Annotated in this window: 20 protein-coding genes and 2 tRNA genes; 4 read left to right on the top strand and 18 right to left on the bottom strand. The window is 61.4% G+C overall.

Annotated elements, in window-relative coordinates; genetic code table 11:
- Nucleotides 1-11: 11 nt before the first annotated feature.
- The gene (locus PQQ51_RS08050) at nucleotides 12-914 is read right to left on the bottom strand and encodes a LysR substrate-binding domain-containing protein (protein WP_408496235.1); all 903 of its coding nucleotides are present in this window, start codon (nucleotides 912-914) and stop codon (nucleotides 12-14) included.
- Between the two features lie 145 nt (nucleotides 915-1,059).
- On the opposite strand from PQQ51_RS08050, the gene PQQ51_RS08045 reads away from it, so the two are divergent.
- Both PQQ51_RS08045 and dkgB read left to right on the top strand, forming a co-directional pair.
- Nucleotides 1,060-2,265, top strand: coding sequence for an MFS transporter (locus tag PQQ51_RS08045; RefSeq protein WP_408496234.1), 1,206 nt, complete (start codon nucleotides 1,060-1,062; stop codon nucleotides 2,263-2,265).
- A 104-nt stretch (nucleotides 2,266-2,369) separates the two neighbouring features.
- A complete protein-coding gene (dkgB, locus tag PQQ51_RS08040; protein WP_408496233.1) occupies nucleotides 2,370-3,176 on the top strand; it encodes a 2,5-didehydrogluconate reductase DkgB in 807 nt (268 codons plus the stop codon).
- A gap of 95 nt (nucleotides 3,177-3,271) precedes the next feature.
- Here dkgB and PQQ51_RS08035 read toward each other — a convergent pair.
- The 15 genes from PQQ51_RS08035 to PQQ51_RS07965 all read right to left on the bottom strand — a co-directional run bounded on the left by PQQ51_RS08035 (nucleotide 3,272) and on the right by PQQ51_RS07965 (nucleotide 17,177).
- Nucleotides 3,272-3,348 (bottom strand) — tRNA-Pro (locus PQQ51_RS08035).
- Nucleotides 3,349-3,411: 63 nt separating this feature from the next.
- Nucleotides 3,412-3,861 carry a MerR family transcriptional regulator gene (locus tag PQQ51_RS08030; RefSeq protein WP_408496232.1) on the bottom strand — a complete coding sequence of 150 codons (450 nt, stop codon included), beginning with the start codon at nucleotides 3,859-3,861 and terminating at the stop codon, nucleotides 3,412-3,414.
- Nucleotides 3,862-3,907: 46 nt separating this feature from the next.
- Complete coding sequence (locus tag PQQ51_RS08025) at nucleotides 3,908-4,318, bottom strand: integration host factor subunit alpha (RefSeq protein WP_408496345.1); 411 nt, start codon at nucleotides 4,316-4,318, stop codon at nucleotides 3,908-3,910.
- Between the two features lie 69 nt (nucleotides 4,319-4,387).
- The gene (pheT, locus tag PQQ51_RS08020; protein ID WP_408496231.1) at nucleotides 4,388-6,823 is read right to left on the bottom strand and encodes a phenylalanine--tRNA ligase subunit beta; all 2,436 of its coding nucleotides are present in this window, start codon (nucleotides 6,821-6,823) and stop codon (nucleotides 4,388-4,390) included.
- A 156-nt stretch (nucleotides 6,824-6,979) separates the two neighbouring features.
- Nucleotides 6,980-7,993 (bottom strand): phenylalanine--tRNA ligase subunit alpha, encoded by a 1,014-nt coding sequence (gene pheS / locus PQQ51_RS08015; protein WP_408496230.1) that lies wholly within the window; start codon nucleotides 7,991-7,993, stop codon nucleotides 6,980-6,982.
- 157 nt (nucleotides 7,994-8,150) lie between these two features.
- Nucleotides 8,151-8,510 carry a 50S ribosomal protein L20 gene (rplT, locus tag PQQ51_RS08010; RefSeq protein ID WP_006052502.1) on the bottom strand — a complete coding sequence of 120 codons (360 nt, stop codon included), beginning with the start codon at nucleotides 8,508-8,510 and terminating at the stop codon, nucleotides 8,151-8,153.
- A gap of 29 nt (nucleotides 8,511-8,539) precedes the next feature.
- Nucleotides 8,540-8,737: a 50S ribosomal protein L35 gene (gene rpmI, locus PQQ51_RS08005; RefSeq protein WP_006052501.1), complete on the bottom strand. Its 198-nt coding sequence runs from the start codon at nucleotides 8,735-8,737 to the stop codon at nucleotides 8,540-8,542.
- 245 nt (nucleotides 8,738-8,982) lie between these two features.
- Nucleotides 8,983-9,507, bottom strand: coding sequence for a translation initiation factor IF-3 (infC, locus tag PQQ51_RS08000; RefSeq protein WP_084585254.1), 525 nt, complete (start codon nucleotides 9,505-9,507; stop codon nucleotides 8,983-8,985).
- A gap of 48 nt (nucleotides 9,508-9,555) precedes the next feature.
- Nucleotides 9,556-11,463 carry a threonine--tRNA ligase gene (thrS, locus tag PQQ51_RS07995; protein ID WP_408496229.1) on the bottom strand — a complete coding sequence of 636 codons (1,908 nt, stop codon included), beginning with the start codon at nucleotides 11,461-11,463 and terminating at the stop codon, nucleotides 9,556-9,558.
- Between the two features lie 250 nt (nucleotides 11,464-11,713).
- Nucleotides 11,714-11,790 (bottom strand) — tRNA-Val (locus PQQ51_RS07990).
- A 108-nt stretch (nucleotides 11,791-11,898) separates the two neighbouring features.
- Nucleotides 11,899-14,142 (bottom strand): RelA/SpoT family protein, encoded by a 2,244-nt coding sequence (locus PQQ51_RS07985; RefSeq protein ID WP_408496228.1) that lies wholly within the window; start codon nucleotides 14,140-14,142, stop codon nucleotides 11,899-11,901.
- Nucleotides 14,143-14,199: 57 nt separating this feature from the next.
- Complete coding sequence (locus PQQ51_RS07980; RefSeq protein WP_408496227.1) at nucleotides 14,200-14,559, bottom strand: RidA family protein; 360 nt, start codon at nucleotides 14,557-14,559, stop codon at nucleotides 14,200-14,202.
- Nucleotides 14,560-14,642: 83 nt separating this feature from the next.
- Nucleotides 14,643-15,554, bottom strand: a complete 912-nt coding sequence (locus PQQ51_RS07975; protein ID WP_408496226.1) for an alpha/beta fold hydrolase — start codon at nucleotides 15,552-15,554, stop codon at nucleotides 14,643-14,645.
- Nucleotides 15,555-15,828: 274 nt separating this feature from the next.
- Entirely contained in the window at nucleotides 15,829-16,470 is a 642-nt protein-coding gene (locus PQQ51_RS07970; protein WP_408496225.1) for a CoA transferase subunit B, read from the bottom strand.
- 2 nt (nucleotides 16,471-16,472) lie between these two features.
- On the bottom strand, nucleotides 16,473-17,177 hold the full coding sequence (locus PQQ51_RS07965; protein WP_408496224.1) for a CoA transferase subunit A: 705 nt from the start codon (nucleotides 17,175-17,177) through the stop codon (nucleotides 16,473-16,475).
- Nucleotides 17,178-17,449: 272 nt separating this feature from the next.
- Here PQQ51_RS07965 and PQQ51_RS07960 point away from each other — a divergent pair, with 272 nt between their 5' ends.
- Nucleotides 17,450-17,995: a LuxR C-terminal-related transcriptional regulator gene (locus PQQ51_RS07960; protein ID WP_408496223.1), complete on the top strand. Its 546-nt coding sequence runs from the start codon at nucleotides 17,450-17,452 to the stop codon at nucleotides 17,993-17,995.
- A gap of 45 nt (nucleotides 17,996-18,040) precedes the next feature.
- Here the strand turns inward: PQQ51_RS07960 and PQQ51_RS07955 are convergent, their stop codons facing one another.
- A complete protein-coding gene (locus PQQ51_RS07955) occupies nucleotides 18,041-18,472 on the bottom strand; it encodes an acyl-CoA thioesterase (protein ID WP_408496222.1) in 432 nt (143 codons plus the stop codon).
- A 166-nt stretch (nucleotides 18,473-18,638) separates the two neighbouring features.
- Complete coding sequence (locus PQQ51_RS07950) at nucleotides 18,639-19,415, bottom strand: SDR family oxidoreductase (RefSeq protein WP_408496221.1); 777 nt, start codon at nucleotides 19,413-19,415, stop codon at nucleotides 18,639-18,641.
- 189 nt (nucleotides 19,416-19,604) lie between these two features.
- Here PQQ51_RS07950 and PQQ51_RS07945 point away from each other — a divergent pair, with 189 nt between their 5' ends.
- Nucleotides 19,605-21,278, top strand: a complete 1,674-nt coding sequence (locus PQQ51_RS07945) for an electron transfer flavoprotein-ubiquinone oxidoreductase (RefSeq protein ID WP_408496220.1) — start codon at nucleotides 19,605-19,607, stop codon at nucleotides 21,276-21,278.
- Nucleotides 21,279-21,452 lie beyond the last annotated feature (174 nt).

Raw genomic sequence — 21,452 nt, 5'->3', positions numbered from 1 at the left:
CTCATCGAACCTCATCGCGCGAATTCGGTGCCCTTCACTGCTTCGACGAGATAGTCGACGAACGACACGATGCGTGAAGAGATCGCGGTATTGCGGTAATAAACCGCGCTGATCGGCTGACGCACGTCTTCGGTCTGGCGGGGAAACAGCTGCACGAGCCGCCCTTCGCGACGATCGCGCTCCGTCATGAAATCGGACAGGCACACGATGCCGGCGCCCGCCAACGCGAGTTGCCGCAGCGTCTCGCCGCTCGACGACCAGATGGTCGGCGTGATCCGGTACGGCTCATCGTCCGCGCCGGCGAGCGGCCACACGTTCAGCGACTCAGGCTGGCTGAAGCCGAGCAGCGAACGCTTCGCGAGCTCATTGCGGTTCTTCGGGAGGCCGTGCGCTTTCAGATAGTCCGGGCTCGCAAGAATACGCAGACGGCTGCTGCCGATCGTCCGGCTATGCAGCGTCGAATCCTTCAGGCGGCCGATCCGGATAGCGACGTCGGTACGCCGCTCCAGCAGATCGATGATCCCTTCGTTGCTGTTGAACTCCAGTTCCACATGCGGATAGCGCTCGCGGTAACCCTGCACGAGCGGCACGATCACATGCAGCATGAACGGCGTGGCCGCGTCGATACGCAAGCGCCCCGACGGCCGCTCGCGACGCGCGGCCATCTGCTCTTCCGCGCCTTCGACCGACGCGATGATCGCCCGCGCGTCCTGCAGAAAGACGCGCCCTTCTTCCGTCAGCTCGAGGCGGCGCGTGGTTCGACGCAAAAGCGTGGTCTTGAGCTTGCTCTCGAGCCGACCCAACGTGCGGCTCGCGGCCGAAATGGTCAGATCGAGCTGTTGCGCGGCCGCGGTGATCGAGCCGCTGTCGACCACCGTGACGAAGGCCTGCAACTCATCCAGTGTGATATTCATTGTTGATTTCAAATCAAAACATATTCTTTTATAGACGAGTTTTTAATCAAAAGTAAAGGGCGCACACTGCGTCCTCGTCCTGATGGCGTTTTGTATTTGTTTCGCCGACAGCCTTCCAGATCGACCTCTCCACGGAGCAAACCGCATGATCCAGTCTACTTCTGCCTCCGCGCAGAACAGCCGCGGCGCGGCGCTCGCGCTACTGGCGCTCGCCATCGGCGCATTCGGCATCGGCACCACCGAGTTCTCGCCGATGGGCCTCTTGCCCGTCATCGCCGAGGGCGTCCACGTGTCGATCCCGAGCGCCGGCATGCTGATCACCGCGTACGCGATCGGCGTGATGCTCGGCGCGCCGCTGATGACGCTCGCGCTATCGCGCTGGTCGCGGCGCAGCGCGCTGATCACGCTGATGGGCATTTTCACCGTCGGCAATCTGTTGTCGGCGGTTGCGCCGAACTACACGACGCTGCTGCTCGCGCGCCTTGTCACGAGTCTCAATCACGGCGCGTTCTTCGGGCTCGGTTCGCTGGTCGCCGCGAGCGTGGTGCCGCGTCACAAACAGGCCAGCGCGGTCGCAACGATGTTCATGGGTCTGACGATCGCCAACATCGGCGGCGTGCCGGCTGCGACGTGGCTCGGCCAGACGATCGGCTGGCGCATGTCGTTCGTCGCCACCGCCGGCCTCGGCGTGCTCGCGATCCTGAGCTTGCTGGCCGCCTTGCCGCGAGGCGAAGCGGGACAACGCCCGCACGTGCGCGGCGAGCTGCGCGTGCTGACGCGGCCCGTCGTGCTGACGGCGCTCGCCACCACCGTGCTCGGCGCCGGCGCGATGTTCACGTTGTACACGTACATCGCGCCGACGCTCGAACACATCACCGGCGCGTCGCCCGGTTTCGTGACCGCGATGCTGGTGTTGATCGGCGTAGGCTTTTCGATCGGCAACATGGCCGGCGGGCGGCTGGCCGATCGATCGTTGAACGGCAGCCTGATCGTGTTTCTGTCGCTGCTCGTCGCCGTGATGCTCGCGTTCCCAGTTCTCGCAAGAACGCACCTCGGCGCCGCCGGTAGTGTTCTCGTGTGGGGCATCGCGACCTTCGCGGTCGTTCCGCCGTTGCAGATGCGCGTGATGCGTGCGGCGAGCGAAGCACCGGGGCTCGCGTCTTCGGTGAACGTCGGCGCGTTCAATCTCGGCAACGCGCTCGGCGCAGCGGCAGGCGGAGCGGCTATTTCGGCGGGATTCGGTTATGACGCGGTGCCGCTCGTCGGCGCTGCGATCGCGACCAGCGGGCTGTTACTCGTGCTGCTGCAGATGGCTCAGCAGCGACGGGCGAAACTCGTTGCGGCGTCTTGATGGCTTTTAGCAGCTTCGTAGCGGTTTTATAGCGGTTGCGTTGTGTCGTACACCTTGAACGTAGTCTCGCATTTTCATTTTTCATTAACGTGTTGGAGAACCTCATGAGCAGCATTCCCGCTTTCGGCCTGGGCACATTCCGTCTGCAAGGCCAGGTGGTGATCGATTCCGTGCGCAACGGCCTCGAACTCGGCTACCGCGCGATCGACACCGCGCAGATCTACGGCAACGAAGCCGAGGTCGGCGAAGCGATCGCAACGTCCGGTGTGGCGCGCAAAGACCTTTTTCTGACCACCAAAATCTGGGTCGACAACTACGCGAAAGACAAGCTCGTGCCGAGCCTCGAGGAAAGCCTGAGCAAGCTGCGCACAGACCACGTGGACCTCACGCTGATCCATTGGCCGGCGCCCGGCAACGGCGTATCCGTCGACGCATTCATGAGCGCGCTCGCCGACGCGAAAGCAAAAGGCCTGACCAAGCAGATCGGCATTTCGAACTTCAATATCGCACTGACGCGCGAGGCGATGGCCGCGGTCGGCAAGGATACGATCGCGACCAATCAGATCGAGCTGAGCCCTTATCTGCAGAACCGTAGAGTGGTCGGGTTTCTGCAGGACGAAGGCATTCACGTCACGTCGTATATGACGCTCGCGTACGGGAAGGTTCTGCAGGACCCGGTGATCGGCGCGATCGCGCAACGGCATCAATCGACGCCCGCGCAGATCGCATTGGCGTGGGCGATGCAGCTCGGTTATTCGGTGATTCCGTCGTCGACAAAGCGCGAGAATCTGGCGAGTAATTTGCTGGCGGCGAGTGTGCGATTGTCCGATGAGGATATGCGTGAGATCGCTGCGCTTGAGCGGAATGGGCGCGAGGTTAGTCCGCAAGGGCTTGCGGCTGAGTGGGATTGAGGAGCGTTTTTACTCCTTCGACGCACAGCGTGTTTTGCCCAGGCGGCGTAAACGAGAAAGCCCGGAAAACCTTGCGATTTTCCGGGCTATGTCTTTGGTCGGGGCGAGAGGATTTGAACCTCCGACCACCTGCACCCCATGCAGGTACGCTACCAGGCTGCGCTACGCCCCGAACAGCTAAAAATTATAACAGACACTTCATTCGATTAGAACCGTTGTCCGCCAACAAAGCGAACTAGTGACCCAACAGATCGATCACGCCGAGCAATTCCTTACGCAACTGTTCGACATCGACCGCAGCCGCCGCTGTAGTTGCCGCTGTAGTTGCCGCTGTAGTTGCCGCAGGAGCCGCTGCTGCTGCCAAACCCTCATGGGCTTCATTGGCAACCTCAGCGGGCGCCCCCTGTGCGCCACCACCATGCGAATCGAGCCGGTTGCGCGCGCCGTTGATCGTGAAACCCTGCTCATACAACAACTCACGAATCCGCCGGATCAACAGCACCTCATGATGCTGGTAGTACCGACGATTACCGCGCCGCTTCACCGGCCTCAACTGCGTGAACTCCTGCTCCCAGTAGCGCAACACATGCGGCTTCACGCCACATAGTTCGCTGACCTCACCAATCGTGAAGTAGCGCTTCGCCGGAATCGGAGGCAAGACGACTTTTTCGATCGTCGCTGTCATCGTCAGTTAGCCGTCGTGGTGGGTTGCGCAGGAACGCGCCGGTCGATCAGCGCGCGAAGCTTGCTTCGGCGCCGTTCTCGACCAGTGCTTTCAGCTTTTGACTTGCATGGAACGTCACGACACGGCGCGCGGCGATCGGGATCGCCTCGCCGGTCTTCGGGTTTCTGCCGGGACGCTGGGGCTTGTCGCGCAACTGGAAGTTGCCGAACCCCGACAGCTTCACGCTGTCGCCACTTTCCAGCGCATCGCGGATCACCTCGAAAAACGCTTCGACCATGTCTTTCGCTTCCCGCTTGTTGAGCCCGACATTGTCGAACAGCAACTCGGCAAGTTCAGCTTTAGTCAGCGTCGGCGTTTCGCTGGAAACGGTCGCGGGTGATGTCGGAATATCGCGAATCATGGCGCTGCGTTGCGCCGTAAGAAGGGCTTCGAAATCACTCGAGTTCATTTCATTCATATCTATCAAATGGCGCGCCAAGCTAAAAACATCGAATGCGGAAACAGCCGTGCAATTGTTAAATGCGGGTTATCCGCGCAACCGTGCGCCATATACTCGAGCCAGACGTTCCACCAGAGTTTGAATGGCCAGATCGACCGTCTCATCCTGAAGGGTTCCGCCAGTATCTTGCAACGTAACGCGGAACGCAAGGCTTTTCTCGTGAGCGGCCAGACCACCGGAAGTGTTTGATTTTGGACGGAATTCGTCGAAAAGCGCAACCCTCTGGACGGTCTTGCAAGCCACCTCGGACTGAGCCTTCTGCAGCTCGTCCAACAGCGCCTGAACCTCGATTTTCTGATCGACGACCACCGCAATATCACGGCGCACCGGCTGGAATCTAGAAACTTCAGACGGCGTCGGCAATACACGGTGCATTAATGCTTCTGCTTCGATTTCAAAAAGAATCGGTGCATGCGGCAAATCATATTTCTGCATCCAGCGCGGATGCAATTCACCAATCCAACCCACCGCGCGGCCGTCGAGTTCGATACGCGCGCTGCGTCCCGGATGCAATGCCGGATGCTCGGCCTTCACGAAACGTGCCACCGCCGGCGCGAGCAGCGCTTCCAGATCGCCCTTCACGTCGAAGTAATCGACGGTGCGGGTCGGCGCGCCCCACTGCTCTTCGAGCGCGGGACCGTACGCGAGACCGCCGATCATCTTCGGTTGCGCGAAGCCTTCGACGGTCAACTCACCCGCCTTGATCGACGGATCGTGCAGGAACACGCGACCGGCTTCGAACACGCGCACGCGATCGGCTGCGCGGCGATTCAGGTTCGTGCGCAGCACGTTGATCAGGCTGCCGAACAGCGTGGTACGCATCACGGACAACTGGCTCGCGATCGGATTCAGCAGACGCACCGGCGTGTCGTTGCCGGCGAAATCCTGTTCCCATTCCGCGTCGACGAAACTGAAGTTGACCGTTTCCGCGTAATCGCGCGCGGCGAGCGCGTGACGGATCACGTGAATCGAGCGCTGCGTTTCGTTGGTCGGCAGCATCTCGCTGGTCGCGACCGGCGGACGCGCCGGAATCTTTTCGAAGCCGTAAATACGCGCGACTTCTTCAATCAGGTCTTCTTCGATTTCGATATCGAAACGGTACGACGGCGGCAGCACGGAGAACGTATCGCCGTCGCGTTCGAACGTGAGGCCGAGACGCGTGAAAATCTGCGCGATTTCTTCCGCGCCGATCTCGATACCGATGATGCGGTTCGCGCGCGCGACCCGCATTTTCACCGGCTCGCGCCTGGGCACATTGACGATCTGATCGTCGACGGGACCGGCTTCACCACCGCAAATGTCGAGGATCAGTTGGGTGATGCGTTCGATATGATCGACGGTGGTCGCGTAGTCGACACCGCGCTCGAAACGATGACCCGCATCGGTCGAGAAGTTGTACTTGCGCGAGCGGCCACGAATGCTGTCCGGCCACCAGAACGCGGCTTCGAGATAGATGTGGGTGGTGTCGAGCGTAACGGCCGTGCTGTCGCCGCCCATGATGCCGGCCAGACTTTCGATATGCTGCTCATCGGCGATCACGCCGACGCTTTCGTCGAGTTCGACCGTATTGCCGTTCAACAGCTTCAGCGTTTCGCCTTTGCGGCCCCAACGCACGTCCATACCGCCGTGGATCTTGTCCAGATCGAACACGTGCGACGGCCGGCCGAGTTCGAGCATCACGTAGTTCGAAATATCGACGAGCGCGGAAATGCTGCGCTGACCCGAACGCTCCAGACGCTGCACCATCCATTGCGGCGACTTCGCGCGTGCGTTCACGCCACGGATCACGCGGCCGGAAAAACGGCCGCACAGATCGGGCGCCGAAATTTTGACGGGCAGCGTTTCGTTCAGCTTTACTTGCGCCGGCTTGATGTCGAGTGGACGCAGCGGTGCGCCGGTGATCGCCGAGGTCTCGCGCGCCACGCCGAACACCGACAGGCAGTCTGCCTTGTTCGGCGTCAGCTTGATTTCGAAAACGGTGTCGTCGAGATTGAGCGTTTCGCGGATGTCCTGGCCGATCGGCGTATCTTCCGGCAGGATCATCAGGCCGCTATGATCTTCCGACAGCTTCAGTTCGCGTGCCGAGCACAGCATGCCCTGGCTTTCCACGCCGCGCAGCTTCGAGAGCTTGATCGCGAACGGCGCGGCGCCCTCTTCGGCCGGCGGCAATTGCGCGCCAACCAGTGCGACGGGCACCTTGATGCCCGGCGCGACATTCGGCGCACCGCACACGATGTTCAGCGTCGCGCCCGTGCCTGCGTCGACCTGACACACGTTGAGCTTGTCCGCGTCCGGGTGCTTGACGACTTCCAGCACCTGGCCGACCACGATCTTCGAAGTCGGCGGCGCGGCCGGCCGCAGGTCTTCGACTTCGAGACCCGCCATCGTCAACGCGTGCGACAGTTCGTCGGTCGTCAGTTGCGGATCGACAAAGGTTCTCAGCCAGGATTCCGGGAATTGCATGGTTCTGTGTACGTTCTGATCAGGTTGGGTCCACGTCCGGCGGTGCCGATTGCTGCGTGATTCTGCTGCATGTTCATCAGGCACTGCCGGGGACGCTGGCGGCACGCACGCTGTGCGGTGCCGCGCTCTATGCTCGTCGCGTCGATACGCGCGGGCTCACGCGAATTGACGCAGGAAACGCAGGTCGTTTTCGAAAAACAGACGCAGGTCCTGCACGCCGTAACGCAACATCGTGAGCCGCTCGAGGCCGCTGCCGAAAGCAAAGCCGATATAGCGCTCCGGGTCGAGACCCATGTTGCGGATCACGGTTGGGTGAACCTGGCCGGAACCCGAAATTTCGAGCCACTTGCCCGCGTTCTTGCCCGTTTCGAACTTCATGTCGATCTCGGCCGACGGTTCGGTGAACGGGAAATACGACGGACGGAAGCGCACGAGAATGTCGTCGCGTTCGAAGAATTTTTTCAGGAAGTCGGTATAGACGCCCTTCAGGTCCGCGAAGCTGATGTTCTCGTCGATCCACAGGCCTTCGACCTGGTTGAACATCGGCGAGTGCGTCGCGTCGCTGTCCACACGATACGTGCGGCCCGGCACGATCACTTTGATCGGCGGCGTGTTGGTGCGCGCATAGCGCACCTGCATCGGGCTCGTATGGGTGCGCAACAGCAGTTGACGGCCGTCGGCATCCTTGCCGTCGACGTAGAACGTGTCCTGCATCGAACGCGCCGGATGATTCTCCGGGCTGTTCAGCGAGGTGAAGTTGTACCAGTCGGTTTCGATTTCGGGGCCGTCGGCCACGTCGAATCCGATCGTACGGAAAATCTGTTCGACGCGCTCCCACGTGCGCATCACCGGGTGCAGGCTGCCTGCACCGGTGCTGCGGCCGGGCAGCGTGATGTCGATGGCTTCAGCGGCGAGGCGCTGGTTCAGCAACGCGTCGGCGAGAGCCTGACGGCGGGCCGTCAACGCGGCTTCCACTTGTTGCTTGACGAGGTTGATCCGTGCGCCTTCGGTCTTGCGCGTTTCGGGATCGAGTTTGCCAAGGCCCTTCAACAGCTCGGTCAGCGCACCCGATTTACCAAGAAAGCGGGCTTTCTCGTTCTCGAGGGTGGTGACGTCGGAGGCTTCTGCGAAGGCTTTTTGCGCGTCGGCGACAATCTGGTCCAGATCCATTGATCCCATCTTTCAACGTCAGTGTTCAATCGAAGCAAAACTGGTTCAACCAACAAAAACGGGGCTCGGTGAGGAGCCCCGTTTTTGCTGCAGCGTCACCGAGACTACCGGATGTTCGCTGCAACGAACCACGCAGTGTTAATTGCCAGAAGCGCAATCAGGCTGCAACGGCGGCTTTCACCTGCTGAACGATCGCAGCAAAAGCAGCCTTGTCGAACACAGCCATGTCGGCCAGCACCTTGCGGTCGAGTTCGATCGAAGCCTTCTTCAGGCCGTTGATGAACACGCTGTACGTCATGTCGTGCTGACGCACCGCCGCGTTGATACGCGTGATCCACAATGCACGGAACACACGCTTCTTGTTGCGGCGATCGCGGTAGGCGTATTGGCCTGCGCGCATGACCGCCTGCTTGGCGATGCGATAGACGTTATTGCGACGGCCGCGGTAACCCTTGGCCAGCTTGATGATCTTCTTGTGACGGGCCCGTGCGGTAACCCCACGTTTTACTCGAGGCATGTCTTGCTCCTATGAGTGTCGGTTAAGGGTTAAGCGAACGGCAGCATTGCGCGCACGGAGTTCAGATCGGAATCATGAACTGCCGTCGAACCGCGCAAATGGCGTTTGTTCTTGGTGGTCTTCTTGGTAAGAATGTGGCGCTTGAAGGCTTGACCGCGCTTGACGGTACCGCCCGGACGCACCACGAAGCGCTTTGCAGCACTCTTCTTGGTCTTCATCTTCGGCATGACAACTCCATTATTAGATGGACATGGGTGTGCGGTCGGTCTGATGACCATTACCCGCCCTTCGAAACCCATTCCACTTGGTATGCAGACCGCCGATACCCCCAGCAGCCGCTTTTCGGGAAGCAGTGCGCTTTTATACGCACCATTCCGAAACCTGCCGATGCCGCACCGGACACCCGGCACGACATCCTTCAACCTTTAACACCCGAAGCTCGCGCCACACGGCGCGCCGCCACTCCGGCTGCTTACTTCTTTTTCTTTGGAGCGAGCACCATGATCATCTGGCGCCCTTCCATTTTCGGCATTTGCTCGACCTGACCGACTTCGTCGAGGTCGGTGCGCAGGCGTTCGAGCATGCGCATACCGATTTCCTGGTGGGCCATTTCGCGGCCGCGGAAACGCAACGTGATTTTCGTCTTGTCGCCGTCTTCAAGGAAGCGGATGAGGTTGCGCAGCTTGACGTTGTAGTCGCCGTCGTCGGTACCCGGGCGGAATTTGACTTCCTTGACCTGGACGACCTTCTGCTTGAGCTTGGCCTCGTGCTGCTTCTTCGCTTCCGAGTACTTGAACTTGCCGTAATCCATCAGACGGCAGACCGGCGGAACCGCTTGCGGCGCGATTTCGACCAGATCCACATCCTGCTGTTCCGACATGCGGAACGCATCAGCGAGTTTCACGATGCCGAGCGGTTCGTTCTCGACTCCGACCAGACGCACCTCGGGTGCCGTAATTTCACCGTTGATGCGGTGCGCAGACTTATCAGTAGCGATGTTACGTTTCCTCTAAAAATTAAAAAAACGAGCCGGGCTGCAAGTGGCTCAGTTGAACGACTGCACGTCCTGGCGCAGACGATCAATGAAAGTATCGAGAGGCATCACGCCCAGATCGACACCACCACGGGCACGCACGGCTACCGTTTGGGCTTCACGCTCTTTATCGCCGACCACCAGCAGGTACGGGACCTTTTCCAGCGTGTGCTCGCGTATTTTATAGCTAATCTTCTCGTTGCGCAAATCGGCCTCTACTCTAACCCCTTGTTTTTGCAACGATTGGGCCAGCGACTGCGCATATTCCGCCTGACTTTCGGCGATATTCATCACCACGACCTGCATCGGAGCAAGCCACGACGGCATTGCACCAGCATGGTGCTCGATCAGAATGCCGAGGAAACGCTCCATCGAACCGACGATAGCCCGGTGCAACATGATCGGCCGGCGGCGGCTATTGTCTTCCGCGACATATTCGGCGCCGAGGCGCTCCGGCAGCACCATATCGAGCTGCAACGTGCCGCATTGCCACGAGCGGCCCAGCGCGTCCTTGATGTGGTACTCGACCTTCGGCCCGTAGAACGCGCCCTCGCCCGGCAATTCTTCCCACGTCACGCCGCAAGCGGTGAGCGCGTCACGCAGACCCTGCTCCGCGCGATCCCAGGTTTCATCCGTACCCGCGCGCGAATCCGGGCGCAACGACAGCTTGATCTCGACGTTGTCGAAACCGAAGTCCTTATAGACGCTCATCGCCAACGTATTGAACGCGATCGATTCGCTGATGAACTGGTCTTCGGTACAGAAAATGTGCGCGTCGTCCTGCACGAAGCCGCGCACGCGCATCAGGCCATGCAGCGCGCCTGACGATTCGTTGCGATGGCACGAGCCGAATTCCGCGTAACGCAGCGGCAGATCGCGGTACGAACGCAGGCCGTGATTGAACACCTGCACGTGACCCGGGCAGTTCATCGGCTTGATCGCGTAGTCGCGCTTTTCCGATTCCGTCGTGAACATGTTTTCACGATAGTTCTGCCAATGGCCCGACGCTTCCCAGAGCGAGCGGTCCATGATCATCGGCGTCTTGATTTCGAGGTAACCGGCGTCGTTCACGCGGCGGCGCATGTACTGCTCCACCTGCTGCCACAACGTCCAGCCACGCGGATGCCAGAACACCATGCCCGGCGACTCGTCCTGCATGTGGAACAGATCGAGTTGCTTGCCGAGCTTGCGGTGGTCGCGCTTTTCCGCTTCCTCGAGCATGTGCAAGTACGCTTCCTGATCTTCCTTCTTCGTCCAGGCCGTACCGTAGATGCGCTGCAACTGCTCGTTCTTCGAGTCGCCGCGCCAGTAGGCGCCGGCAACCTTCATCAACTTGAAGACCTTCAATTTGCCGGTGGACGGCACGTGCGGGCCGCGGCAAAGATCGGTAAAGCTGCCGTGCGAATACAGTTTGATGTCGTCGCTGGACGGAATCGATTCGATGATTTCAGCCTTGTACTTCTCGCCGATGCTCTTGAAGTAGTCGACCGCTTCGTCGCGCGACACCACGCGGCGCGACACCGGCTCGTCTTTCTTCGCGAGCTCCTGCATGCGCTTTTCGATCTTCTCGAGATCTTCCGGCGTGAAAGGACGGCTGTACGCGAAATCGTAGTAAAAGCCGTTGTCGATGACCGGACCGATCGTGACTTGTGCTTGCGGAAACAGATCCTTCACCGCGTACGCGAGCAAGTGAGCCGTGGAGTGGCGAATGATATCGAGGCCGTCGGCATCTTTCTCGGTGACGATGGCCAGCGCCACGTCGTGATCGATCAGCGTGGACGTATCGACCAGCTCACCGTCGATCTTGCCGCCGAGCGCGGCCTTCGCGAGGCCGGGGCCGATCGACGCGGCCACTTCGGCGACGGTCACCGGATGCTCGTACTGTCGAACAGAACCATCAGGCAGACGTATCGAAACCATTGCGTTCTCCGTGGTGCCGACCGGCGGCGGCACATACAACCATCAAACAAGCCAAAAAAAATGCGGCCCCGCTTTCGAGGGGCCGCATTCACATTTCCTGCAAACTACATTGGCGAAAGTGGTCCTCGACTAGCGTCGCTCCGAAGTGGTTTCGGTCAACGTTCGCGGTGTCATAACCGTATTCGCCTTTTGCGCCAAAGCGCTTGCTGCAGTTTGCGAAACCCCGGCAAAACCGGAATTTCTCTTTCGTTGGTAGGCTCGATTGGACTCGAACCAACGACCCCCACCATGTCAAGGTGGTGCTCTAACCAGCTGAGCTACGAGCCTGAAGAAACGAGATTATATGGAGCGCCACAGCAGTTGGCAAGTACTTTTATGCACCGACTTTAAATCCGTGCCCACGTGCTTTTGTCACGGCACACGCATCGCAGCCCATCAGTTCTTTCTCGACGCGCGCACCACGCCCGTCACTTCGCCGAGTATCGTGCACGCGCGCTGAATCTGCGCGGCGCTCGACACCTCGACCGTGAATTGCATGAACGCAGCGTTGCGGCGCGATTGCGTCTTCACGCCGATCACATTCATTTTCTCGCGCGCGAACACTTCGGAAATATCGCGCAACAGACCCTGCCGGTCGGTCGCTTCGATGCTGAGATCGACCGGATAAACGGACTGGCCGCGCCCGCTCATCACGTCCGCCGACCACGCGGTTTGCAGCACACGCTCCGGCGCACGCTCGGCCATCCGCAGAAACGTCGGGCAATCGCTGCGATGAATCGACATGCCCTTGCCGCGCGTTACAAAACCGCTGATGTCGTCCGGCGGAGCGGGACGGCAGCAACGCGCCAGTTGCGTGAGCAACGCGTCGACGCCGACCACCAGCACGCCCGTGGAAGCACCGCGCGCAACACTCGCGCCGCTGCTGCGCTTCTCGAAGTGCTCGGGCGCCTCGACTACCGGCTCGGGCGGCGGCGCATCGTGCAGCGCCTGTTCGACGAGCCGCAGGCTGAACTCTTCCTTGCCGACCACGGAGAACAGATCGTCGGTCGTCTTGAAGCCGAGTCTGGCGGCAAGCTGATCGAGATTGACCGAAGTCTTGCCCTCGCGCTGCAAGGTCTTTTCAACCATCGCGCGGCCGCTCGAGATGTGCTCCTGCACTTCGACCGCGTTGAACCACGCGCGCACCTTCTGCCGCGCCCGATGGCTTTGCAGATAGCCTAGTTGCGGATTGAGCCAGTCACGCGACGGCCCACCTTCCTTTACCGCAACGATCTCGACCGTCTGCCCGTTCTGCAACTGCGTATTGAGCGGCACCATCGCACCGTCGACGCGCGCGCCGCGGCAGCGATGCCCCAACTCGCTATGCAGGTGGTACGCGAAGTCCACCGGCGTCGCGCCGTGCGGCAACGGAATCACGCGCGCTTGCGGTGTCAGCACGTAAATGTGGTCGTCGTCGAGCGTGGCCTGGCGTAGTTGCTCCCACGGTTGGGCCGCACGCTTCTCGCCGTGCTCGCCTTCCGAGACTTCGTCTTTCCACGCAAGCAGTTGACGCAACCACGCGATCTTCTCGTCGTACTTCTCATTGGCGCTGAACTGGCCCGCGTAACCGCGCGTGCCGGCTTCCTTGTAACGCCAGTGCGCGGCCACGCCGTATTCGGCGAACTGATGCATTTCCTGCGTGCGGATCTGGACTTCGAACGCACGACCGTCGTCGCCGATCACCACCGTATGCAGCGACTTGTAGCCGTTCGGCTTGGGCCGCGAAATGTAGTCGTCGAACTCTCTCGGCACGGGTTGCCACAGGTTGTGCACGATGCCGAGCACGGTGTAGCAATCCTTGATGTCCGGCACGATCACGCGAAACGCGCGCACGTCGTACAACTCGGCGAAGTCGATCTCTTTGCCGTGCATCTTGCGCCAGATGCTGTAGATGTGTTTCGGCCGGCCGCTGACCTCGGCCGGGACGTGCGCCGCAGCCAGTTCCTGCTGCAGGCGCGCGATCGCCTGCGCGACATAGCTCTCGCGCTCGACGCGTTTTTCATCGAGCAGCTTCGCAATGCGCTTGTAGGTAGCCGGTTCCTCGAAACGGAACGCGAGATCCTCGAGCTCCCACTTCAGTTGCCAGATACCGAGCCGGTTCGCGAGCGGCGCGTAAATATCGAGCGTTTCGCGCGCGACATCCGGCGACGGCGTGATTTTCGCGGCCGCGTAATAGCGCAGCGATTGCACACGCGACGCGAGGCGGATCAACACCACCCGGATGTCCTGCGCGAACGCAAGCAGCATCTTGCGCAGCGCTTCGACCTGCGCGCGGCGTGCGGCCTGCGCGTCGCGCCCGGCTTCGGGAATCGCATTCTGCGCGGCGCGCAAACTGACCGTGCCAAGACGCAGCAACTTGCGCACGTCGCTAACCAGTTGCGCGACTTCTTCGCCGAAGTTGTCCGCGATCACCCGCTCCGGGTCCTGCAGATGCGGCGTGAGCGCGAACAGCGCCGCCGCCAGCACCGCGGGCGGATCGACGTTGAGCGTGCGCATGATCGACGCGGTACCCGCCGCATGATCCGCGAGCATTTCGCCCGACGAGAGCCGCACCTCGCCCGCATGTTCGCGCACGAACGCCATCGCTTCGTCGAAGGAAGGGATGCGGCTCGGCGTACTCGGAACGATTTCGGTAGTCATGGTGCGACGGCCCACCGGGCCATACGGATCAACGGAGTTTCAACAACGGCTTCTGCACTATGCCTGGCTGCGCTGCGCCGCGACCACGACGATCTCGACGAGGCACTTCGGGTTCGCGAGCCGGGCTTCGACCGTGGCGCGCGGCGGCGTGTCGCCCTGCGCGACCCACTCGTCCCACACCGCGTTCATGCCGGCGAAATGCACCATATCCGAGATGTAGATCTGCACCGACAGCAACTGCGACTTGTCGCTGTTCACTTCGCCGAGCAGACGGTCGATGTGGCCCAGCACTTCGCGCGTCTGCCCCGTGATGTCCTGATCGTCGTCTTCGGCAATCTGGCCCGCGAGGTACACGGTGCCGTTATGCACGGCGATTTCCGAGAGGCGCTTGCCGACGTGGTGACGAATGACTGCCATGAAAGATCCTGAAGTTGGTTGAAAATTAAGCGAAGATACGTGCCGCATTGCGCACTGACAAGGACGCTGCGCGCAACTGCATATTATGACCCGTCAACGGAGGCACCGATAAAGAACTGCCGCGCGAGGTCGATCTGATCCGCCGCAAGAAAGGCCGGTGCGTGCCCGACACCCGCAATTTCCGCGCTCGACACAGCGCGCCCGGTCTCGACCATCTTCGCGACGGTTTCACGCGAGAGCAGATCCGAATGCTCGCCACGCACCACGAGGACGGGCCCCTGGAACGCCGCCAGCGAATGCCACAGCGCGGCTTCACCGAGTTTGGCCGCCTCCTCGGTGGTCGCCGCGAACGGCTGTGCGATGCGCGGGTCGTAGCGGAATTTCCAGACTCCGTCCTGCTCGTGCAGCAACGGCGTATTGATGTCGCGCCATTCGTCAGGCGTGAGTGGACCGAAAGTCTGCGCAAGCAACGCCGCGTGATCGATGCCTTGCTGCAGCGTCTCGAATTGAACGGGCTTGCCGAGATAATCGCCGATGCGCTGCACGGCCACCGGCTCGAGATGCGGACCGACGTCGTTGAGCAGCAATGTGCGGATCGGAGTGTCCGGCAAGCCGGCAAGCGCGAGCCCGATCAGGCCGCCCATCGAGGTGCCGAACCAGTCGACCGTTTCGACATTCAGCCGCGCGATCAGCGTGACCATGTCCGCGACATACTGCGGCACGCTATAGAAGTTGGGGTTGGCAAGCCACGATGACAAGCCCCGCCCCGCCACATCCGGGCACACCACACGGTAAGTCCCGGCGAATTGCGCCGCGACGCGGTCGAAATCACGCCCGGATCGCGTCAACCCATGCACGCACAGCAGCACACGCGGATTGGCAGGATCGCCCCACTCGGTGTAAGCGATACGATGCAGGCCGCCGGCGCTTGCACACTGCACATAACGTTGGCGCGGAGCGGGCCGCCCGGTGGTAGAGGCGATCGTTGCGGTCATCGGGGTTCCTTGCAAAAGCGCTGCGGGTTCGACTCGGACCCGGCTGAGGCGAGTCGAGTCGACATCGAATATTCATCCGATTGTAAACCGCTTTGCCGCTCAGCAAGGATCGGCCGAACGTCATAAGACGAGCCGGCACACATGCGAACGCACGCCGAGCAACCGCGCCGACGACAATAAAAAACGAAACGGGCGAGACTCGCGCCTCGCCCGTTTTTGAAACCGCTTCAGGCCCAAACTTTATGGCCTTCGTGACAGCCCACCCTCAGCTCATTCAGCTCACCGCGCTCACATCGAGCGGCGCGCCCGTCTTCGCCTTGATTTCCTCGACGGTGACGCCCGGCGCCAACTCGGTCAGCTTCAACCCGTCTTCAGTCACGTCGATCACACCCAGATCCGTGATGATCTGATCGACCACGCCCACGCCCGTCAACGGCAGCGTGCATTCGTCGAGAATCTTGTGCTGATCGCCCTTCGCGACGTGCTCCATCAGCACGACCACGCGCTTGACGCCCGCCACCAGATCCATTGCGCCGCCCATGCCCTTGATCATCTTGCCCGGAATCATCCAGTTGGCCAGATCGCCTTTCTTGCTGATCTGCATCGCGCCCAGAATCGCGAGATTGATGTGGCCGCCGCGAATCATCGCGAACGAATCCGCCGACGAAAAAATCGACGAGCCCGGCAGCGTAGTGACCGTCTGCTTGCCGGCGTTGATCAGGTCGGCGTCCACTTCCTCTTCGGTCGGCGACGGGCCGATGCCGAGCAGGCCGTTCTCCGACTGCAACCACACCTCGACACCGGCCGGCACGTGGTTCGCCACCAGCGTCGGCAAGCCGATGCCGAGGTTCACGTAAAAGCCGTCCTGCAATTCCTTCGCCGCGCGCGCGGCCATTTCGTCACGAGTCCATGCCATGATCAGTCTCCTTTCGCGCGGACGACGCGTTGTTCGATGCGTTTTTCCGGATGCGCATTGAGCACGATGCGCTGCACGAAAATGCCCGGCGTGTGGATCGCGTCCGGATCGAGTTCGCCCACTTCGACAATCTCCTCGACTTCCGCGACGGTGATCTTGCCCGCCATCGCGCACATCGGGTTGAAGTTGCGCGCAGTGCGGCGATAGATCAGGTTGCCCGACTTGTCGGCCTTCCAGGCCTTGACGAGCGCGACGTCCGCCGTCAGCGAATGTTCGAGCACGTAATGGTTTTCGCCGAACTGGCGGGTTTCCTTGCCTTCGGCGATCAGCGTGCCGTAGCCGGTATTCGTGAAGAACGCCGGGATGCCCGAGCCGCCCGCGCGCAGCTTCTCGGCGAGCGTGCCTTGCGGCGTGAATTCGAGTTCGAGTTCGCCGGCCAGATACTGGCGCTCGAACTCCTTGTTCTCGCCGACATACGACGAAATCATCTTCTTGACCTGGCGCGTTTCGAGCAGCAGGCCGAGGCCGAAACCGTCGACGCCCGCGTTGTTGCTGATACAGGTGATGCCCTGCACGTTGGAATCGCGCAGCGCGGCGATCAGCGCCTCCGGAATGCCGCACAGCCCAAAGCCGCCGACGGCAAACGTCTGGCCGTCCTTGACGATGTCTTTCAGCGCCTCGGCGGCGCCTGGATAGACCTTGTTCATCAGTATGTCCCTTCCTTTATGGAAACCCGAAACCGGTACACGGTGGACGGATCGTTGCGGCTGGTATGACGTTCCGCGGGCGCGAGCCCGACACGTCATTCTAGTCATCCCCGGCGCGCTGTGCGCTGAGGTTTCCCTGCACGCTCGTGCGACCGCTCGTCGCGGATGGCTGCGCCGCGTTGCGATGTGCCGCGTTGTGATGTGCGAAAGAGTACGCTGCGCGCGCCGTACGGCACAATACGCAAAACTACATAAGTACTTGCCGCCTGCCCATGCCCGCACTGGATTATCAAACCGCGTTCCACCTCGCGCCGATCGGACTGGTGCTGTCGCGCGAACGGATCATCGAAGACTGCAATGAGGAACTCGCGTCGATTTTCGGCTGCCCGCGCGAGGCGCTGCTCGGCCAGTCGTTTCAGATCCTGTATCCGACCGAGGACGAATTCGAGCGCATCGGCGTGCGCATCCCGCCGATCATGACCGCGCAAGGCAGTTATGCGGACGACCGCATCATGAAGCGGGCCAACGGAGAATTGTTCTGGTGCCACGTCACCGGACGCGCGCAGCAGCGCACCGACCCGCACGCGGCGGGCGTCTGGACGTTCGAAGATTTAAGCGCGACGCGGCGCGTGGCGGTCGAATTGACGCCGCGCGAGCGCGAAATCGCCGCACAACTCGTGACCGGCAAAACCAGCAAGCAGATCGGGCGCGCGCTCGATATCAGCCCGCGCACGGTCGATGTCTACCGCGCGCGGCTGATGCGCAAATACGATACGGGGAACGCGACCGAGCTATTGCAGCGGTTGCTCGGGCATTGAGCGGGTGGAGGGCGGCGGGGTTCGCCGCAACCGCACACTCGCCTCTCAAGCCACCTTGACGAGCGCGGCGCGCTCGACCGTCGCACGCAACGAGTCAGGCACAGGCACCGACTTGCCGGCCGCGTAGTCGATCCACACGCAGCGCGCGGCGCCACGTGCGTAGACGGTAGTAGGGTCGTCGGCGCGCACGAGCTCGAAGGCCGTGTCGAAACTGCTGCGGCCCGGCGTCGCCACCGACATCCGGCCAATCACGTCGCCCGGATAGTGAAGCTGTTTCAGAAACTCCATCGATGCATTGACGATCACAGGCCCCTGCCCGTCCGCGTTACTGCCCACAAGCCCCAACTGCTCGAACCAGGAAATCCGCACCTGCTCCATGTAGCGGAAATAGACCGTGTTGTTCACATGGCCGAACGCATCCATGTCGCCCCAGCGGATCGGCATCGCCATCTCAAAAACTGCGTGAAAATCGCTCATCGTGCTTCTTTCGTACTTCTTTGACAGGTTGAAACAGGTGGAGGCGACGCGCGGCCTGCAGCAAGACAGCAGACAACGTCGACCCTCACGGTGCGTGACGATCGGCGCCTGTAAAACAGTGTGCTTCGGGCCGACTTCTGCGTCGCAACGCGGCGTCGAAACGCGCTCAGGACAGACCGAAACCGTCGTCGGCGGCGATCACCGAGCCGTTGATGAACTGCGATTCGTCCGCGGCGAGCAGCAGCAAAAGACCGTCCAGATCTTCCGGCGTGCCGACCCGGTGACGCGGCAGCAGCGACACCAGCTTCTGCCCCTGCTCGGTCGACCAGTGGTGATGGTTGATCTCGGTGTCGATATAACCCGGGCAGATCGCGTTCACATTGATCCCGTGGCGGCCCCACTCGAGCGCCATCGCCTTGGTCATGTGGATGACCGCCGCCTTGCTGATCGAATACAGACCGATCTGCGGCAGCACGCGCAAGCCCGCCATCGACGCGATATTGATGATCCGGTACGACGGTTTCTGCGCGCCGTTGCCGCGCATGATCATGCGTTTGGCGACTTCCTGCGCGACAAAAAACGCGCCGCGGGTGTTGGTGTCGAACACGTATTCGAAGTCGGCGGGCGTGACCTCCGAAAGCTTCTGCGTGGTCGAGACGCCGGAGTTGTTCACCAGAATGTCGATCGTGCCGGCCTCGGTTTCCGCGTGCGCGACCGCCGACTTGATGCTCTGATAATCCGTCACGTCGAGCGACACCACGTGCGCCGCGCCGCCCGATGCCTCGATCTCGGCCCGCAATTCCTTCAGACGCTCGGTGCGGCGACTCGCCAGTACGACCTTGGCGCCGGCCTGCGACAATACCTGAGCAAAGCGCTTTCCCAACCCGCTCGAAGCGCCGGTGATCAGCGCGACTTTGCCTTCCAGATTGATCGAACGGCCCATAGTCGTTCCTCTGTTCGGTTGTTATTGCAGATGCGGTTGACAGACGCGGTAAGACCGTCAATGCGGGTCGATACCGTATCACATAAATAGAACGATCGTGCTAATCTCGACTCGTCTGGTTGCAGTGCAAGAGACCATCGCCCACAATACGATCCCGAAAAAAGCATTCTAACGGTAAGAGGAGCATCAATGACCCCCACAAGTCTCATTGAGCAATACGGTCCACGCGAGTCGATGGAATACGACGTCGTGGTCGTCGGCGGCGGCCCGGCTGGCCTGTCCGCAGCGATCCGCCTGAAACAGCTCGCCGCTGAAAAAGGCGTCGAGATCGGCGTGTGCGTACTGGAAAAGGGCTCGGAGATCGGGGCGCATATCCTGTCGGGTGCGGTGATGGATCCGCGCGCAATCACCGAACTGATCCCGGACTGGAAGGAAAAAGGCGCGCCGCTCACCGTGGACGTGACCGAAGACAGATTCCTGTTCCTCACCGAAACCGGCTCGAAGAGCGTGCCGCCCTGGGCGCTGCCGGACAACTTCAGGAACCACGGCAACTACGTGATCAGCCTCGCAAACGTCACGCGCTGGCTCGGTCAGCAGGCCGAGGCGCTGGGGGTCGAGATTTTCCCGGGCTTTCCGGCCGCTGAAATTCTCTATCACGACGACGGCCCGGTCAAAGGCGTTGCCACCGGCAACCTGGGTATCGGCAAGGACGGCGAGCCCACCGAAAACTTCCAGCTCGGCATGGAATTGCACGCGAAGTACACGCTGTTCTGCGAAGGCGCGCGCGGACACCTGGGCCGTCAACTGGGCGATCGATTCAAGCTGCGCGAAGGCGCCGACCCGCAGGTCTACGGGATCGGCATCAAGGAACTGTGGGAGATCGATCCCGCGAAGCACAAGCCGGGGCTCGTGATGCACACCGCCGGCTGGCCGCTGGAGAACGACACCTACGGCGGCTCGTTCCTCTATCACATGGACAACAACCAGGTGGTGGTCGGCTTTGTCGTGGGTCTTGGGTACACCAATCCGTATCTGTCGCCGTTCGAGGAGTTCCAGCGCTACAAGACGCATCCGGCAATTCGCGCGGTGCTCGAAGGCGGCAAGCGCGTGTCGTACGGCGCGCGGGCGATTACGGCCGGCGGCCTGCTGTCGCTGCCGAAGCTGGTGTTTCCGGGCGGTGCGCTGGTCGGCGACGATGCGGGTTTCCTGAACGCGTCGCGGATCAAGGGTTCGCACGCGGCGATCAAGACCGGCATGCTGGCGGCGGATGCGGCGTTTGAAGCCGTGCAGGCTGGCCGGACCAGCGATGAACTCACGGCCTATCCGGAGAGCTTCAAAACGTCATGGCTGCACACTGAACTGCATCGCGCCCGCAACTTCAAGCAGTGGATGAGCAAGGGCTTGTATCTCGGCACGCTGATGGTCGGCGTGGAGCAGAAGCTGCTCGGCGGCAATGTGCCGTGGACGCTGCATCACCAGCACTGGGATCACGAGATGCTGAAACCGGCCTCGCAGTGCAAGCCGATCGTGTATCCGAAACCGGATGGCAAGCTGACGTTCGATCGTCTCTCTTCGGTGTTCATCTCGAACACGAATCACGAGGAGAACCAGCCGGCTCACCTGACGCTGAAAGATCCGTCCGTGCCGGTGAACGTGAACTGGCAGACGTACGCAGGGCCGGAATCGCGTTATTGCCCGGCGGCCGTGTACGAGTTCGTGAAGAACGACGACGGCAGCGAGCGCCTCGTGATCAACGCGCAGAACTGCGTGCACTGCAAGACCTGCGATATCAAGGACCCGACGCAGAACATCGTGTGGGTGACGCCTGAGGGCGGCGGCGGTCCGAATTATCCGAATATGTGATCGCAGTTCGGTTTGCCGTGCGCCGTGGACTGGCTCCGCTGCCGCACGGCGCCCATTATCGGCACCCAGTCACTCACAGCCCGCAGACGGGCGCCGGTATACCTCGATGGAATTCCGTCAGATCGTACTGATCGAGCGAAAGCGAAGATCGAACGGCTTGCGTCGCGGCCTCGC

Origin of the sequence: Paraburkholderia xenovorans, assembly GCF_046030735.1 — a bacterium.
Lineage (GTDB): Bacteria > Pseudomonadota > Gammaproteobacteria > Burkholderiales > Burkholderiaceae > Paraburkholderia > Paraburkholderia xenovorans_A.
Note: the sequence above shows the minus strand (reverse complement) of the source record. Positions and strands in the feature narration are given on the sequence as shown.

Coding starts and splice junctions, on each gene's coding strand:
- PQQ51_RS07965 (WP_408496224.1), bottom strand. CDS start 17,177: ATGAACAAGGTCTATCCAGGCGCCGCCGAGGCGCTGAAAGACATCGTC.
- rplT (WP_006052502.1), bottom strand. CDS start 8,510: ATGCCTCGAGTAAAACGTGGGGTTACCGCACGGGCCCGTCACAAGAAG.
- rpmI (WP_006052501.1), bottom strand. CDS start 8,737: ATGCCGAAGATGAAGACCAAGAAGAGTGCTGCAAAGCGCTTCGTGGTG.
- pheT (WP_408496231.1), bottom strand. CDS start 6,823: ATGCAATTCCCGGAATCCTGGCTGAGAACCTTTGTCGATCCGCAACTG.
- PQQ51_RS07960 (WP_408496223.1), top strand. CDS start 17,450: ATGCCCGCACTGGATTATCAAACCGCGTTCCACCTCGCGCCGATCGGA.
- PQQ51_RS07950 (WP_408496221.1), bottom strand. CDS start 19,415: ATGGGCCGTTCGATCAATCTGGAAGGCAAAGTCGCGCTGATCACCGGC.
- PQQ51_RS07945 (WP_408496220.1), top strand. CDS start 19,605: ATGACCCCCACAAGTCTCATTGAGCAATACGGTCCACGCGAGTCGATG.
- PQQ51_RS08045 (WP_408496234.1), top strand. CDS start 1,060: ATGATCCAGTCTACTTCTGCCTCCGCGCAGAACAGCCGCGGCGCGGCG.
- dkgB (WP_408496233.1), top strand. CDS start 2,370: ATGAGCAGCATTCCCGCTTTCGGCCTGGGCACATTCCGTCTGCAAGGC.
- PQQ51_RS07970 (WP_408496225.1), bottom strand. CDS start 16,470: ATGGCATGGACTCGTGACGAAATGGCCGCGCGCGCGGCGAAGGAATTG.
- pheS (WP_408496230.1), bottom strand. CDS start 7,993: ATGGATCTGGACCAGATTGTCGCCGACGCGCAAAAAGCCTTCGCAGAA.
- thrS (WP_408496229.1), bottom strand. CDS start 11,463: ATGGTTTCGATACGTCTGCCTGATGGTTCTGTTCGACAGTACGAGCAT.
- PQQ51_RS07975 (WP_408496226.1), bottom strand. CDS start 15,554: ATGACCGCAACGATCGCCTCTACCACCGGGCGGCCCGCTCCGCGCCAA.
- PQQ51_RS07955 (WP_408496222.1), bottom strand. CDS start 18,472: ATGAGCGATTTTCACGCAGTTTTTGAGATGGCGATGCCGATCCGCTGG.
- PQQ51_RS07980 (WP_408496227.1), bottom strand. CDS start 14,559: ATGGCAGTCATTCGTCACCACGTCGGCAAGCGCCTCTCGGAAATCGCC.
- PQQ51_RS08050 (WP_408496235.1), bottom strand. CDS start 914: ATGAATATCACACTGGATGAGTTGCAGGCCTTCGTCACGGTGGTCGAC.
- PQQ51_RS08025 (WP_408496345.1), bottom strand. CDS start 4,318: ATGAATGAAATGAACTCGAGTGATTTCGAAGCCCTTCTTACGGCGCAA.
- PQQ51_RS08030 (WP_408496232.1), bottom strand. CDS start 3,861: ATGACAGCGACGATCGAAAAAGTCGTCTTGCCTCCGATTCCGGCGAAG.
- PQQ51_RS07985 (WP_408496228.1), bottom strand. CDS start 14,142: ATGACTACCGAAATCGTTCCGAGTACGCCGAGCCGCATCCCTTCCTTC.